General features: G+C 57.4%; 11 protein-coding genes. 9 read left to right on the forward strand and 2 right to left on the reverse strand.

Features of this window, described 5'->3' with window-relative positions; translation table 11 throughout:
• Window positions 1–3 precede the first annotated feature (3 nt).
• From AC2AXP_RS17310 to tadA, 3 genes are all read left to right on the forward strand, one after another.
• Window positions 4–1,368 (forward strand): PTS transporter subunit EIIC, encoded by a 1,365-nt coding sequence (locus AC2AXP_RS17310; RefSeq protein WP_004959576.1) that lies wholly within the window; start codon window positions 4–6, stop codon window positions 1,366–1,368.
• A 3-nt stretch (window positions 1,369–1,371) separates the two neighbouring features.
• A complete protein-coding gene (gene yfhb / locus AC2AXP_RS17315; RefSeq protein ID WP_004959580.1) occupies window positions 1,372–2,028 on the forward strand; it encodes a phosphatidylglycerophosphatase C in 657 nt (218 codons plus the stop codon).
• A 196-nt stretch (window positions 2,029–2,224) separates the two neighbouring features.
• Window positions 2,225–2,731, forward strand: a complete 507-nt coding sequence (tadA, locus tag AC2AXP_RS17320) for a tRNA adenosine(34) deaminase TadA (protein ID WP_039991836.1) — start codon at window positions 2,225–2,227, stop codon at window positions 2,729–2,731.
• Here tadA and mltF read toward each other — a convergent pair.
• Complete coding sequence (gene mltF / locus AC2AXP_RS17325) at window positions 2,728–4,191, reverse strand: membrane-bound lytic murein transglycosylase MltF (protein WP_004959585.1); 1,464 nt, start codon at window positions 4,189–4,191, stop codon at window positions 2,728–2,730. The two genes, tadA and mltF, sit on opposite strands and share 4 nt — an antisense overlap.
• 277 nt (window positions 4,192–4,468) lie before the next feature.
• Here mltF and purL point away from each other — a divergent pair, with 277 nt between their 5' ends.
• The 6 genes from purL to glnB all read left to right on the forward strand — a co-directional run bounded on the left by purL (window position 4,469) and on the right by glnB (window position 15,223).
• Window positions 4,469–8,359 carry a phosphoribosylformylglycinamidine synthase gene (purL, locus tag AC2AXP_RS17330; protein ID WP_484381833.1) on the forward strand — a complete coding sequence of 1,297 codons (3,891 nt, stop codon included), beginning with the start codon at window positions 4,469–4,471 and terminating at the stop codon, window positions 8,357–8,359.
• A 1,053-nt stretch (window positions 8,360–9,412) separates the two neighbouring features.
• The gene (locus AC2AXP_RS17335; protein ID WP_004959594.1) at window positions 9,413–10,849 is read left to right on the forward strand and encodes a sensor histidine kinase; all 1,437 of its coding nucleotides are present in this window, start codon (window positions 9,413–9,415) and stop codon (window positions 10,847–10,849) included.
• Between the two features lie 3 nt (window positions 10,850–10,852).
• On the forward strand, window positions 10,853–11,707 hold the full coding sequence (gene qseG / locus AC2AXP_RS17340) for a two-component system QseEF-associated lipoprotein QseG (RefSeq protein WP_004959597.1): 855 nt from the start codon (window positions 10,853–10,855) through the stop codon (window positions 11,705–11,707).
• The gene (glrR, locus tag AC2AXP_RS17345) at window positions 11,704–13,041 is read left to right on the forward strand and encodes a two-component system response regulator GlrR (protein ID WP_004959600.1); all 1,338 of its coding nucleotides are present in this window, start codon (window positions 11,704–11,706) and stop codon (window positions 13,039–13,041) included. The genes qseG and glrR overlap by 4 nt, the downstream gene beginning before the upstream one ends.
• Before the next feature lie 64 nt (window positions 13,042–13,105).
• Complete coding sequence (locus AC2AXP_RS17350; protein ID WP_004959602.1) at window positions 13,106–14,728, forward strand: NAD+ synthase; 1,623 nt, start codon at window positions 13,106–13,108, stop codon at window positions 14,726–14,728.
• Window positions 14,729–14,884: 156 nt separating this feature from the next.
• Window positions 14,885–15,223, forward strand: a complete 339-nt coding sequence (gene glnB, locus AC2AXP_RS17355) for a nitrogen regulatory protein P-II (RefSeq protein WP_004847623.1) — start codon at window positions 14,885–14,887, stop codon at window positions 15,221–15,223.
• A gap of 64 nt (window positions 15,224–15,287) precedes the next feature.
• Here glnB and hmpA read toward each other — a convergent pair whose 3' ends face one another.
• Window positions 15,288–16,478, reverse strand: a complete 1,191-nt coding sequence (hmpA, locus tag AC2AXP_RS17360) for an NO-inducible flavohemoprotein (RefSeq protein ID WP_004959606.1) — start codon at window positions 16,476–16,478, stop codon at window positions 15,288–15,290.
• Window positions 16,479–16,628 lie beyond the last annotated feature (150 nt).

Genomic DNA, 16,628 nt, shown 5'->3' on the forward strand with positions numbered 1-16,628 from the left:
GCGATGGACAAGACAACGGCTCTGGCGACACAAATTCTGGCGGGCATCGGCGGTGAAGGCAATATCCTCAAGCTGGAAAACTGCATGACGCGGGTGCGGGTAGAAGTCAGCGACGAGCAACGTCTCGATCTGGCGCTGCTGAAAAAGCTGGACGGGGTAAAAGGGTATATCAAGCAGGGCGATCAGCATCAGTTTATCGTCGGACCGGGCGCGGCAGCCAAAGTGGTGGATGCCATGCAGGCGCTGCTTGGCAGTGCGCCACCAGTGTCGGCGGCGGATGACATCTCGCGTAACAAGGCCGCCGCCAAGGCCAGATATGCCGCGCCAATGAGCGACGCGTTAAAGAAACTGGCCGACGTGTTTATTCCGCTGATCCCGGCGTTTATCGCATCGGGGTTGATTACCGGCATTATCAATATTTTGAAACGCCCGGATATCGCCGGCGACATTGCGTTGAGTTATCCGAATGTGCTGGGGCTGTTGGCTGTTTTCGGCAGTGCGGTTTTCGCCATCATGAATATCCTGGTCGGGGTCAATGCGGCGCGGGTGTTTGGCGGTTCGCAGGCGATGGGCGGCGTAATGGCCGGCATCCTCTCCAGCCCACAGCTGGCGCAGATCACCCTGTTCGGCGAAGCGCTGCAGCCGGGACGCGGCGGGGTGATTGCGGTACTGCTGGTAGTGGCCTTTATGTGCTGGGTGGAAAAAAGGCTGCGTAAACTGTTGCCGGAATCGCTGGAACTGATCCTGAATCCCTTATTCACCACCTTGATTACCGCATCGCTGGCGATAGTGCTGCTTCAGCCGCTTGGCGGTTACATTTCCGATGCCATCGCCCATGGCGCCAATCTGGCGATCGACAAAGGCGGCCTGCTGGTGGGGGCGGTGCTGTCCGGCGTTTTTCTGCCGCTGGTTCTGTCAGGATTGCACCAGGGACTGGTGCCGATCCACGTTGAACTGGTGCAGGCGCACGGTGCCAACCCGCTGTTGCCGATCCTGGCGATGGCCGGTGTCGGCCAGGTGGGCGCAGCGTTGGCGGTGCTGCTGAAAACCCGCAACGAACGTTTAAAGAAAGTGATTAAGGGCGCCTTGCCGGTTGGCGTGCTGGGCATTGGCGAGCCGCTGATCTTTGGCGTGACGTTGCCGCTGGGTAAACCGTTTATTGCCGCCTGTCTCGGTGGCGCGGTGGGCGGCGCACTGATCAGCTACTGGAAAGTGGCGACGGTGATCACCTTCGGTATTTCAGGACTGCCTTTGGCGTTAACCATCGTATCAGGTAAGGTGATGTTGTATCTGACAGGTATGCTGATTACGATTATAGCGGGCTTCATTTTTACCTGGCTAATGGGTTTCAACGATCCTGAGGAGTAGCGCTTGAGTGACAAACCACGCCAACAGGCTGAGGAAGGCCGCCGCGTCGTGTTCTTCGATTTGGACGGTACGCTACATCAGGAGGATATGTTTGGCAGTTTCTTGCGCTTTTTATTACGCCGTTTGCCGCTGAACTTATTGCTGGTAGTGCCGCTATTGCCGGTGGTCGGTATCAGTATGCTGGTCGCCGGTCGTGCCGCGCGCTGGCCGATGAGCGTGCTGCTGTGGTCGATTACCTTCGGTCGTTCACAGGCCAGGCTGCAGGCGCTGGAATTGCAGTTTGTTAACTATTTCCGCCAAAAGGTCACCGCCTTTCCGGTGGTACAGCTGCGTCTGCGCCAGTATCTGGACGAGCATGATGCCGAAGTGTGGCTGATTACCGGCTCGCCCGAACGCCTGGTGGAGCAGGTCTATCAGGATTCCTCTTTTCTGCCGCGGGTACGTCTGGTGGGCAGCCGCATTGCGCCTCGCTATGGCGGCTGGGTACTGGCAATGCGCTGTCTGGGGGTGCAAAAGGTGATGCAGCTTGAACAACGTATCGGCGCACCGCTGAAATTATACAGCGGTTACAGCGACAGCAAACAGGATAACCCGTTGCTGTTTTTCTGCGAGCATCGCTGGCGGGTCAGCAAAGAGGGTGAGCTGCAGCAACTGGAGTGACGCACCTGGCCAGATGAGCCACGATGCCGTTCGGGGAAACCTGAGCGGCATTTTTTTGCCTGCTGCGGCGTGAGCCAGCGGCTCGGCGCCTTGGTTTGCCTGACAGCCAATGCACTACGGTCGCTGGTGACAAAAGAGGAGCCGAGCTGGCCTACTGTGTATAATGCCCGCCGCAATGCGCACGAGGACTTATATGATGATTGAATACAACGACGACTACTGGATGCGACAGGCGCTGACGCTGGCCCTGCGTGCGCAGGAAGAGGGAGAAGTGCCGGTGGGTGCGCTACTGGTGCTCGACAACCAGGTGATTGGCGAAGGCTGGAATCGGCCGATTGGCCGACACGACCCGACCGCGCATGCGGAAATTATGGCGTTACGGCAGGGCGGCGCGGTGTTGCAGAACTATCGGCTGTTGAACGCCACGCTGTATGTCACGCTGGAGCCCTGTGTGATGTGCGCCGGCGCGATGGTGCACAGTCGTATTCGCCGTCTGGTGTACGGCGCATCGGACGAAAAGACCGGGGCTGCCGGATCGCTGGTGGATATTTTGCGCCATCCTGGCATGAACCATCAGGTAGATATTACCGCCGGCGTGCTGGCCGAGGAATGTGCAGCCACGTTGAGCAACTTCTTCCGCCTGCGCCGGGAACAGCAAAAAGCGTTGAAGCAGGCGCAGCGGGCGGCAAAACCGCAGGATTAATCGAGATTGAGCGCCAAATCGGGCGCTACGGTAGGGTAGCCGCGGCCGAGTGCCGCCTGAGCCTGCGCCGTTTGCGCCGCCTTCTTTTCCTTTTCCTGCAAATATCCCACCAGACTGACCTGATAACGGCGGATGTTTTCCACGTAGTTATACGCTTCGCGACCGCGCGCGTAGCCATAGGTCAGCTGCGGGTAATAGCGTTTCTGGCTGAGCATCGGCAGGCGTTGTTTGACGTCAACCCAGCTATCCGGGTTGCCCTTTTGCATTTTTGTCAGTTTGCGCGCATCGAGCATGTGTCCCCAGCCCATATTGTACGCCGCCAGGGCAAACCATACGCGTTCGTCTTCCGGCACCGTGTCCGGCATTTTGTCCATCAGGCGTTGCAGATACAGGGCTCCGCCCTGAATGCTTTCTTCCGGATCGAGACGGTCATTGACCCCCAGCCCATCTGCGGTGGCGCGGGTTAACATCATCAGGCCGCGCACGCCGGTTGGCGAGGTTGCCAGCGGGTTCCAATGAGACTCCTGATAGGCAATGGCGGCCAGCAGTTTCCAGTCGATGATATTGGCATACTTTTCAAACAGCGGCTGAAAGGTCGGCAACACCGAATCGATGGCCGACAGGAAGGTTTTGGTATCGACATAATCGAAACTGCCGACGTGACCAAGGTATTTCTCTTCCAGACGCGCCAGGGTACCGTCTTCTACCATTTGGCTGTAAAAATCGAGCAGAGCGGCGTACAGGCTGTCATCATTGCTGCGTTTCAGATACCAGGTGACCGGCTCTTCGTCGGTGGCGTCGAAGGCCACCGCCAACTGTGGATGGATGCGTTGCAGCAACGCGATGGTCACCGAGTCGCCGAGGGTATAGTCCAATTTGCCGTCGGCCACCCGTTCCAGCAGTTCTTTGGAGGTCAGGTCACTGGAGGATTGCCAGCCGAGATCGGGGAACTTGCCGTTTTTGAGCTGTTTTAGCGTGCTGACGTGGGCAGAGCCGGAAGCCACTGCCAGCGTGCCTTTGAGATCGGCGAAGTTTTTCGGCCGCGGGCTGCCAAGGCGATACACCAACTGCTGGGAAACCGAGTAGTACGCCGGACCGGTGCGGGCACGGCTAAGGCGATCCTGATTGTAGATCAGGCCGGCGGCGAGGATATCGGCGTTGTCATCGTCCAGATCGTCGAACAGATCGTTAATGTTTTGATGCGGCAAAACCACCAGTTTCACCCCCAGATAGTTGGCAAAGCGCTTTGCCAGCTCGTAATCGAGGCCGCTCGGCCCCTGTGGCGTGGTGAAATAGGTTAATGGCGAATTTAACGTGCTGACGCGTAATTCGCCGCGGGACTTGATCTCTGCAAGTTGTCCGTCCTGGCCGCCCCGCCATGGGATGTTAGGCCACAGGGCTAGCGCCAGAAGCAGAGTGACAGTACCGACAAGGATGTAATTTATTTTTAGGCGTTTCAAATAGTTGTCTCTCGGCGATGCATGTCTGCCGCAGGCCGGAAAGGGTTTTTTGGTATGGTTATATCAACAGTATCGGGGCATTTTGCGTAACAAAACGCCAGCGTGCAACTTTATTGGCATGTTATGACAATTCGTCGGTAAGAATACGATTTATCAATTATCGCCACGCAAACGGTTTCGTCGGCGGCGTGGATTCTCTATAATAGCGCGCGTTTTCCCCTGTTGCGCCCAATGAAGCACTGGAGTCAGTGTCTTCGAAGACGAGAGAACTTTGATTATGGAAATACTGCGTGGTTCGCCCGCTTTGTCGGCTTTTCGTGTTACCAAACTGCTGTCCCGCTGCCAGGACGCACAACTTCCGGTCAGTGATATCTATGCCGAGTACGTCCACTTTGCCGATGTTAGCGCACCGCTAAGTGCCGAAGAACATGGCAAGCTCACGCGCTTGCTCAAGTACGGTCCTTCTCTCGCCGAACACGCTCCGGAGGGACGCCTGCTGTTGGTAACGCCGCGTCCGGGCACCATTTCCCCCTGGTCATCCAAAGCCACCGACATTGCCCATAACTGCGGCTTGTCGCAGGTTGAACGCCTGGAGCGCGGTCTGGCGTTTTACGTCACGGCGCCGGCGTTGAGCGAAGCGCAATGGCAGCAACTGGCCGCATTGCTGCACGATCGCATGATGGAAACCGTGTTCAGCGATCTGCAACAGGCGGAAAAACTGTTTGCTCACCACCAGCCAGCGCCGTATCAGGCGGTGGACGTGCTGGGGGAAGGACGCAGTGCGCTGGAAAAGGCGAATGTCAAACTGGGCCTGGCGCTGGCCCAGGACGAAATTGACTACCTGCTGAATGCATTTACCGGTTTGGGGCGCAACCCGACGGACATCGAACTGTATATGTTTGCACAGGCCAACTCTGAGCACTGTCGCCACAAGATTTTCAACGCCGACTGGATCATAGACGGCGAACAGCAGCCTAAATCGCTGTTCAAGATGATCAAAAACACCTTCGAACATACGCCGGACTACGTGCTGTCAGCGTATAAAGACAACGCCGCGGTGATGGAAGGCTCGCAGGTCGGGCGCTTCTTCGCTGCGCCGCAAAACGGCCAATATGATTATCATCAGGAAGATACGCATATTCTGATGAAGGTTGAAACCCATAACCACCCGACGGCGATTTCTCCTTGGCCGGGCGCTGCCACCGGTTCCGGCGGCGAAATCCGCGACGAGGGTGCCACCGGCCGGGGTGCCAAGCCGAAGGCCGGTCTGGTGGGCTTCTCGGTGTCCAACCTGCGCATTCCTGGTTTTGAACAGCCGTGGGAACAGGATTTCGGCAAGCCGGATCGCATCGTCAGCGCATTGGATATCATGACTGAAGGCCCACTGGGCGGGGCGGCGTTTAATAACGAATTCGGCCGTCCGGCGCTGCTCGGTTACTTCCGTACCTATGAAGAACAGGTCAATAGCCACAACGGCGTTGAACTGCGTGGCTACCACAAGCCAATCATGCTGGCGGGCGGTATCGGCAACATTCGCGCCGATCACGTGCAGAAAGGCGAAATTACCGTTGGCGCCAAGCTGGTGGTACTGGGTGGCCCGGCAATGAATATCGGTCTGGGCGGCGGTGCGGCATCGTCAATGGATTCCGGCCAATCCGACGCCGATCTGGATTTTGCCTCGGTACAGCGTGACAACCCGGAAATGGAGCGTCGTTGCCAAGAGGTCATCGACCGTTGCTGGCAACTGGGCGCCGACAACCCGATTCTGTTTATCCACGACGTGGGCGCTGGCGGTCTGTCCAACGCCATGCCGGAACTGGTGAGCGACGGCGGCCGCGGTGGCCGTTTCGAACTGCGTGACATCCTTAACGATGAGCCGGGCATGAGCCCGCTGGAAGTGTGGTGTAACGAATCGCAGGAACGCTATGTCATGGCGATTGCGCCGGCACAGATGGCGCAGTTTGACGAAATTTGCCGCCGTGAACGTGCGCCGTACGCGGTGATCGGCGAAGCAACCGAAGAACGCCACCTGACGCTGAACGATGATCATTTTGATAACCAGCCGATCGATATGCCGCTGGACGTGCTGCTTGGCAAAACGCCAAAAATGACCCGCGACGTCACGCGTCTGCAGGCCAAGGGCGAGCCGGTGCTGCGCGATGGTATCAGCGTGGCTGACGCGGTGAAACGCGTGCTGCACTTGCCGGCTGTTGCAGAGAAAACCTTCCTGATCACCATTGGCGACCGTACCGTGACCGGTATGGTGGCGCGCGATCAGATGGTAGGCCCATGGCAGATCCCGGTGGCAGATTGCGCGGTAACCACCGCCAGCCTCGACAGCTACTATGGTGAAGCGATGTCTCTTGGCGAACGTGCGCCGGTGGCGCTGCTGGACTTTGCCGCTTCGGGCCGTCTGGCGGTGGGCGAAGCGCTGACCAACCTGGCGGCGACGAACATTGGCTCCCTCAAACGCGTGAAGCTTTCCGCCAACTGGATGGCCGCAGCCGGCCACCCAGGGGAAGATGCCGGCCTGTATGAGGCGGTAAAAGCGGTGGGCGAGGAACTGTGTCCGGCGTTGGGCATCACGATCCCGGTGGGGAAAGATTCGATGTCGATGAAAACCCGCTGGCAGGAAGGTAATGAGCAACGCGAGATGACCTCACCGCTGTCGCTGGTGATCACCGCCTTTGCCCGGGTAGAAGACGTTCGCCATACCGTGACGCCACAGCTGCGTACCGACCAGGGCGACACCGAGCTGTTGCTGATTGACCTCGGTAACGGCCACAACGCGCTGGGGGCAACCGCACTGGCGCAGGTTTACCGCCAGTTGGGCGACCAACCGGCGGACGTGCGCAGCGCTGAGCAACTGGCCGGTTTCTTCAATGCGATGCAACAGCTGGTAGCGGATCGTGCGTTGCTGGCTTACCACGACCGTTCCGATGGCGGTTTGCTGGTCACGCTGGCGGAAATGGCCTTTGCCGGTCACTGCGGCGTGGCGGTGGATATCCAGGCGCTGGGCGCGGATGCGCTGGCGGCGCTGTTCAATGAAGAACTGGGGGCGGTGATTCAGGTCAGCGCCGAACGCCGGGCTGCGGTGCAACAGATTTTTGCCCAGCATGGCCTGAGCGACAATGTGCATCATATCGGCCGGGTTCAGGCTGGCGATCGCTTCGTCATAACCCAGGGCGATAAACCGGTCTATAGCGAAAGCCGCAGCACGCTGCGCACCTGGTGGGCGGAAACCACCTGGCAAATGCAACGCCTGCGCGATAACCCTGACTGTGCCGATCAGGAACATCAGGCCAAACAGGATGAACGCGATCCGGGGCTGAACGTCAAATTGACGTTTGCGCCGCAAGAGGACATCGTGGCACCTTATATTGCCAAGGGCGCGCGGCCGAAAGTCGCGGTGCTGCGTGAGCAGGGCGTCAACTCCCACGTTGAAATGGCGGCGGCGTTCCACCGCGCAGGTTTTGACGCCATCGACGTGCATATGAGCGATTTGCTGACGGGGCGTCGCGATCTGCAGGACTTCCATACGCTGGTAGCCTGTGGTGGTTTCTCATATGGTGACGTACTGGGTGCTGGCGAGGGCTGGGCGAAGTCGATTCTGTTCAACCCGCGCGTACGTGACGAGTTTGAAGCTTTCTTCCACCGTCCGCAGACGCTGGCGCTGGGCGTGTGTAACGGCTGCCAGATGATGTCCAACCTGCGTGAGCTGATCCCCGGTGCCGAACAGTGGCCGCGCTTCGTACGCAACCTGTCGGATCGCTTCGAAGCACGCTTTAGCCTGGTCGAAGTGGCGGCCAGCCCGTCGCTGTTTATGCAGGGCATGGCCGGTTCGCGGATGCCGATTGCGGTGTCGCATGGCGAAGGGCATGTTGAAGTCCGTGATGCGGCGCATTTGGCCGCGTTGGAAAGTCAGGGACTGGTGGCATTGCGCTTCGTCAACAATGCCGGCCAGGTCACGGAAGCCTACCCGGCCAACCCGAACGGCTCGCCAAACGGCATTACCGCTGTGACCAGCGCCAGCGGGCGTGCGACGGTGATGATGCCGCATCCGGAGCGGGTATTCCGTACCGTCAGCAACTCCTGGCACCCGGAAGAGTGGGGTGAAGACAGCCCGTGGATGCGCATGTTCCGCAACGCGCGCCAGCAACTGGGTTAATGTCTCAGGGGCCGTTCCCGGCCCCGGTTACCGACACCTTGGCCAATGGATGCCTGGGTGTCGGTTCCTCCAGTTAAAATGTGCAACCAGACCCCAGACCCCAGACCCCAGACCCCAGACCCCAGACCCCAGACCCCAGACCCCAGCTTATCGCGGCGGAGTGGCTGAGCTGTCGGCGTCACCAGACGTCCTCTCTCGGCTTGTTCGATGCGGCAAGGTACCGGCCAGTAAACTCGCCAGTCGCGCTTAATCTGCTGATTCTCGCCAAAATTGCAGACTGTCGGTTATTCGCGACAAACCTTATTAAGGGTGTCGCTAAAAGGTGACATCTAACCTATTGATTTATAATCATAGTAAATAAATTGACTTAGGTTGTCGTGTTTTGGCGACAGCCTGGTGAATTTACGCACAGCATTGCCGGGTGAAAACACCCTTTAAATAAGGATGCTTGTTAACAAATCGTTTTAAATCAGTTGGATATAAAAATATTTGAAAAGTTGGCACACATAATGCATGATACTTGTCAGTTGCTCATTCAACTTTTTATGATGGCCGGTAAATAAACCGAATCCATGCCTCATAAGCCTCCGAATGATGCCAAAGAAATGGTGCCTATCGTCCAACCAAACCGATAACAGACGCGCAAGCGACTTTATCAAGCATCGGGCGACACGTGGAGTGAGGCACCGCCTGTATCCAACTGTGATGAAACGTTCATCAATATCGGATACATCTGGATGCTATTCGTCCCATTCGATGCCAGCCTGCGGGCTACATCACCCTGGGGACGAGGCTTAAGGGCATCCACATATTCCTTGCGATGGGGCAGTTTTGCCCCAACGTCACTGCTCCAGTCCTCTTCTTACGTCCGTCTGTTTGCCGCCCTGCAATCCCCCTGTTTACCGATTTACCTGCGTGAAAGCGGCGTGGCGCGTTGCCTGGCGCTGTTTTGCATTGCAATCCATTTTGCGCCGTGCATGCAGGATTATCCACCTACAGGCTTTTTTCTTGCCGGCGACTCGGTTAGCATCAGGGCAGACAAGGGACAATGAGATGATTTCGTTGAAAAGATGGCGTTTATTCCCCCGCTCGCTGCGCCAATTGGTGCTGATGGCGTTTCTGCTGGTGTTACTGCCATTGCTGGTATTGGCATATCAAGCCTATCAAAGTCTGAATCATCTCAGCTCGCAGGCGGCCGATATCAACCGCACCACGCTGGTGGATGCCCGCCGCAGTGAGGCGATGACCAGCGTGGCGCTGGAAATGGAGCGCAGCTATCGTCAGTATTGTGTGCTGGTTGACCCGACGCTGGAACGCCTGTATCAAAATCAGCGCAAACAATATTCTCAAATGCTTGATGCCCATGCCCCGATCCTGCCGGATGAACGCTATTATCAGACGTTGCGCGATCTGCTGACGCAACTGGCGACCATCAAATGCCAAAGCAGCGGCCCCGATAAAGAAACCTCGACCCTGCTGGAGTCGTTCTCGCGTTCCAATGCCGAAATGGTGCAGGCGACGCGTGCAGTGGTGTACTCGCGCGGTCAGCAACTGCAGCAGGCGATTGCCGAACGCGGGCAGTTTTTCGGCTGGCAGGCGCTGTTACTGTTTCTGGTCAGCGTGCTGTTGGTGGTGCTGTTCACCCGCATGATTATTGGGCCGGTAAAGGCGGTTGAGCAGATGATTAACCGCCTGGGCGAAGGCCGTGCGCTGGGCTCGGCGGCATCGTTCAAAGGGCCGCGCGAACTGCGCTCGTTGGCACAGCGGATCATCTGGCTGAGCGAGCGGCTGGCATGGCTGGAATCGCAGCGTCATGAGTTCCTGCGCCATATTTCCCATGAACTGAAAACGCCGTTGGCCAGCATGCGTGAAGGCACCGAACTGTTGGCGGACGAAGTGGCGGGGCCGCTGACCTCCGATCAAAAAGAAGTGGTGACCATTCTCGATCACAGCAGTCGCCATCTGCAGCAGTTGATCGAGCAATTGCTCGACTACAATCGTAAGCTGGCGGATGGGCCGGCCGAGCATGAAAACGTCGAGCTGAGCGAGATGGTCGAGATGGTGGTGGCGGCCCATAGTCTGCCGGCGAGAGCCAAGATGATCCGCACCGACATACAGCTTGATGCCGAAATTTGCTGGGCAGAGCCTACGCTATTAATGCGCGTGCTGGATAATCTCTATTCCAATGCGGTGCACTACGGCAAGGAATCCGGTAACATTTGGATTCGTAGCCGCCAAATTGGGCAACGGGTGCAGATTGACGTCGCCAACACTGGCACGCCAATCCCCGAAACCGAACAAACCATGATTTTCGAGCCTTTTTTCCAAGGTAGTCAGCAGCGGAAAGGGGCGGTAAAAGGAAGCGGGCTCGGCCTGAGTATCGCACAAGATTGTATCCGCCGGATGCGCGGCGAATTGCAGTTGGTCAACGTCGATGACGCTGATGTCTGCTTCCGAATTGAATTGCCATTAACCGCCGAGAATGAATAAATAATGTACATATGGCCACAACGCGCTCGTCTGACCCAGATCGAACGTTCCCCGCGCGCTACTGCGCGCGCACCGCTCGGCAAGCGTCCACTTTCTTTTCTGGGCACGCTTCTTTTTGCCCCGTTTTTGTTAGCCGGCTGCGCCGATCGCGCCGTCAGCAGCGGTCTCGAGCCGCAGCAGCAGGAAGCGATTCCTGATAGCAAAGTTGTCGACTACCGTATCGCACCGTGCGATACCCTGTGGCAGCTCAACGACAAGGATGCGCTGGACAATTCCCTATACTGGCTGCGTGCCATGGACTGTGCCGATCGGATCGGTTCCACCCAGGCACGTACCCTGGCAAAAACCCTTCCCGGCACCGCCTGGGATGGCATGTTCAAGCAAAGCATCCTGTTGGGCAGCGCCGAACCGACGTCGGCGGAACGCCGCCAGATGATCGATCGTCTGAACCACTACCGCCTGGACTTCCCGAGTACGCTGCGGCCGCTGCTGCAATTGTGGCGGCAACAGCAGGTGCTGCAAATTTCGCTGTTCGATGAACGAGCCCGCTATCAGCATCTGCAAGAGGCAACCGACAGCCAGATTGATACGCTGCGCCAAAGCCAGGCTCGGCTGCAAAGCCAACTGCAGGATACCTCACGCAAGTTGGAAAACCTGACGGATATCGAGCGTCAACTCTCTTCCCGTAAGCAAATGCAGGGTGAGATCCCCGATAATGCCGCCAGTCAGGCCAAGCCGAGCGCTACGGCCAAACCGGCCGAGCCGGAAGGCGCAACGGAAAAGGGCACCGCGCTGCCGGTTGAACCGGAAGACACTTATGCGCCGCCACCTGCCAATAAGGAGCCTAAAGCGCAATGACAGCCCGCAAACCGGCCAATTTATTATTGGTTGACGATGATCCCAGCCTGTTGAAGCTGCTGGGGATGCGCCTGACCAGCGAAGGTTTCCATGTCACCACCGCTGAAAGCGGCCAGGAAGCGCTGCGCCTATTGGCGCGTGAAAAAATCGACATGGTCATCAGCGACCTGCGTATGGATGAAATGGACGGTATGGCGCTGTTTGCCGAAATCCAGAAGCATCAACCGGGCATGCCGGTGATCATTCTCACCGCCCATGGTTCTATCCCCGATGCCGTCGCGGCAACCCAGCAGGGGGTGTTCAGCTTCCTGACCAAGCCGGTCGATCGCGATGCGCTGTATAAAGCCATCGACGATGCGCTGTCGCTGTCAAAACCGGCCGGTGACGAAAGCTGGCGTGAAGCCATCGTCACTCGTAGCCCGATCATGCTGCGTCTGTTGGAGCAGGCGAAAATGGTGGCGCAGTCAGATGTCAGCGTGCTGATTAATGGCCAGAGCGGCACCGGCAAGGAAGTGCTGGCGCAGGCGATTCACGGCGCCAGCCCACGGGCCAAGAAAACCTTTATCGCCATCAACTGCGGCGCGCTGCCGGAACAGCTGTTGGAATCGGAACTGTTTGGTCATGCCAAAGGGGCCTTTACCGGCGCGGTCAGCAGCAGAGAAGGGCTATTCCAGGCGGCGGCCGGCGGCACGCTGTTCCTCGACGAAATCGGCGATATGCCGCTGTCGCTGCAGGTCAAACTGCTGCGGGTGCTGCAGGAGCGCAAGGTACGGCCGCTGGGCAGCAACCGCGATCTGGATATCGACGTACGCATCATTTCCGCCACCCATCGCGATTTACAGAAAGCGATGGCGAAGAATGAATTTCGTGAAGATTTGTACTACCGTCTGAACGTAGTGAACCTGAAAATTCCGGCGTTGAACGAACGTGCCGAGGATATCCCACTGCTGGCCAATCACCTGCTGAGAGAGTCGGCCAAACGACACAAACCGTTCGTGCGCAGTTTCTCTACCGATGCGATGAAACGCCTGATGACCGCCAGTTGGCCGGGCAATGTGCGGCAACTGGTCAACGTGATTGAACAGTGCGTGGCATTGACCTCGGCGCCGGTGATCGGCGAAGCGTTGGTGGAGCAGGCGCTGGAAGGCGAAAACACCGCGTTGCCGACCTTTGTCGAGGCGCGCAACCAGTTTGAATTGCATTACCTGCGCAAGCTATTGCAAATTACCAAGGGCAACGTGACCCAGGCTGCGCGCATGGCAGGCCGCAATCGCACCGAGTTTTATAAGTTGTTATCGCGTCATGAACTTGACGCCAACGATTTTAAAGAATGATGTTTTTTCCTGAACGTGCTTCGGCAGGTTCGCAACACATGACCTGGAAACAGACCATAGAAATATGAGCAGATCACTTTCCATTGCGTTAGCCCAGCTGAATTTGCTGGTGGGCGATATTGAAGGCAACAGCGAGCGCATGTTGCAAATCGTGCAGGAACAGCAGAAGGCGGGAGCCGATCTGGTTATGTTCACCGAACTGGCGCTGTCCGGTTACCCACCGGAAGACCTGCTGTATCGTGACGATTTCTATCAGCGCTGCGACCTGCAGCTTAACCGCCTGCAACAGGCGTCGGGCGAGGTCGCGATCCTGGTCGGCCATCCGTGGCGGGAAGGCGACAAGTTATACAATGCGTTGTCGCTGTTCGCCGACGGCGAGCTGCGGGCGCGTTACTTCAAGCAGCAGTTGCCGAACTATGGCGTGTTTGACGAAAAACGCTATTTCCACGCGGGGCAGGAAAGCTGCGTGGTGGAGCTGAAAGGCTACCGTCTCGGTCTGCTGATTTGTGAAGACCTGTGGTTCCCCGAGCCGATTGACGCGGCGAAAGCCGCCGGCGCTGAAATTGTCCTGTCGATTAACGCCTCGCCTTATAACCGGGAAAAGCCGTATATCCGCAAGACGCTGATGGCCGGCCACTGCCGGCGCACCAATCTGCCGCTGGTGTACCTGAACCAGATCGGCGGGCAGGACGAACTGATTTTCGACGGTTGCTCAAAGGTCTTTGATGCCGCAGGCAATATGACCCACCGCCTGGCAGCGTTTGCCGAACAGGTGACGTTGTTGCAGTTCAACGAGCGTGAAGTGGTGCCAATGACTGCGCCTGCCGCCGAATTGCCGCAGCTGGCGCAAATCTACGAAGCGCTGGTGCTGGCGGTGCGCGACTACGTCAACAAGAACGGTTTCAAAGGCGCGGTACTGGGCCTGTCGGGGGGCATCGATTCGGCCTTGACGCTGGCGATTGCGGTGGATGCGCTGGGTAAGGAAAAAGTGCAGGCGCTGATGATGCCGTTCCGCTATACCGCGGATATCAGCATTGCCGACGCCAAGGAAGAAGCCGAGATACTCGGCGTCGAGTTTGACGTTGTTTCCATCGAGCCGATGTTTGACGCCTTTATGGGCCAATTGGCGCCGATGTTTGCCGGCACCGAACGCGATACCACCGAAGAAAACCTGCAGGCGCGCTGCCGCGGCGTGGTGCTGATGGCATTGTCGAACAAACGGCGCAGCATCGTGCTGACCACCGGCAACAAGAGCGAAATGGCGGTGGGTTACGCCACGCTGTACGGTGATATGGCTGGCGGCTTCGACGTATTGAAGGATGTACCGAAAACCCTGGTGTTCAAGCTATCGGAATACCGTAATACCGTGTCGTATGTGATCCCGCAGCGGGTGATTGATCGTCCGCCGTCCGCCGAGCTGGCGCCGGATCAGGTCGATCAGGACAGCCTGCCGCCTTATGATATTTTAGATGCCATTCTGGAAGGTTACGTCGAACGCGATATGTCGGTGGTCGATCTGGTCGCCGCCGGTTTCGATGAAGCGATCGTGCGCAAAGTGATCCGCCTGGTGGACATCAACGAATACAAGCGTCGTCAGGCCGCCGTCGGGCCGCGCATCACCGCCCGGAACTTCGGCAAGGATCGTCGCTATCCGATCACCTCCGGCTTTGGCCGCAAAAATTGGTAATTGAAGCGCCTATTCACTAGGCGTCATTGTCGCCGTCAGTTTGGGTGCGGGCAGCGCGCAGGGCCACAGCGTACAGGCAGTACGTGAGACGTCCGAGCACTGCCCTGGCGCAAAATGACCAGAAAACAGCCTAGTGGATAGGCGCGAGGAAACGAGATGAAAAAGATCGACGCTATTATCAAGCCGTTCAAACTGGATGACGTGCGTGAAGCGCTGGCTGAAGTCGGCATTACCGGCATGACCGTGACCGAAGTTAAAGGCTTTGGCCGGCAGAAGGGGCATACCGAACTGTATCGCGGCGCGGAATATATGGTCGACTTCCTGCCCAAGGTGAAAATCGAGATTGTGGTGGCCGACGATATTGTCGATACCTGCGTTGAAACCATCATGCAAACTGCGCAGACCGGCAAAATTGGCGACGGCAAGATCTTCGTGTTTGACGTGGCGCGGGTGGTGCGTATCCGTACCGGCGAGCAGGACGAAGAGGCCATTTAAGTCACCCCTTCCGGCATAAAAAAACAGGCCACGTCGGCCCGTTTTTTATTGTATTGCGCGGTAGTTACAGCACCTTGTGCGGGCCGAAGCATTCATAGTGAATGCGCTCGACGTTAACGCCCATTGCCAGTAACTGTTGCGCGACAAATTGCATAAACGCCACCGGGCCGCAGAAGTAGTAATGCATCAACGGGTTATCGAGCGAAGCGCGAACGGTGCCAAGATCCATCAGGCCGCGTGATTGGTAATCACGGCCTTCAACGTCGTTCTCGCTCGGTTGGCTATACCACACATGGCGACTCAGCTTCGGCATCCGTGTTGCAAGGTCGGCAACCTCGTCGGCAAAAGCGTGGACGCGGCCGTTTTCCGCCGCGTGTAGCCAATGTATCTCAGCCTGGTGCTGATTGTTGTACAACGCGTTAAGCATGCCAAGCATCGGCGTTTGGCCAACGCCGCCGGAAATCAGCGCCACCGGCGTCGACGGTGAAACGTCGAGGAAGAAGTCGCCGTGCGGCGGTGCTATCTCAATCACATCGCCTTCTTTTGCCTGCTGATGCAGGAAGTTGGACACGATGCCGTGCTGTTCGCGTTTTACCGCGATGCGATAAAATTCGCCGTTAGGGGCGGCGGTCAGTGAATACTGACGTATTTCCTGGTGTTCAATGCTGTGGTGGTTGATATACACCGCCAGATATTGGCCCGGCTTGAAGTCAACCACGCGGCCACCGTCGACCGGCGCCAGAATAAAACTGCTGATTGCCTCACTCTGTGGCTGTTTTTTCACGATGCGGAAAGCGCGGCGATCGCGCCAGCCGCCGTCTCCGGTAGCACTTTCCTGATAAATCTGGCCTTCACGCTGGATAAATACGTTGGCCAATACGCCGTAAGCCTTACCCCATGCGTCCAGCACTTCCTGTCCCGGGCTGAACATTTCGTCCAGCGTTGCCAACAGATGTGTCCCGACAATCTGATACTGTTCTGGCTGAATGTTGAAGCTGGCGTGTTTTTGCGCAATACGCTCAACCGCAGGCAGCAGCGCCGCCAGATTTTCAATATTGCCGGCATAGGCGCAGATGGCGTCAAACAGCGCCTGGCGCTGATCGCCGTTGCGCTGGTTGCTCATATTGAAGATATCCTTCAGCTCAGGGTTATGGGCGAACATGCGATCGTAGAAATGCGCGGTCAGCTTTGGCCCGGTGGCGGCGAGCAGGGGGATGGTGGACTTTACGGTGGCGATGGTTTGGCTATCCAGCATGGTGGCACTCCTTTGTGCTATGTTCCGATTTTATATAATGATGCATTTTAAATGCATCTTATAAGGTTGCGTCAGGCTTGTAAATACCCGCTTTTTTGTTATGTGTTTGTTAATCACCGATCGGCTTCACAGAACATGAAAAAAACGCAT

The sequence above is a fragment of the Serratia sp. Sp408 genome (assembly GCF_057180665.1).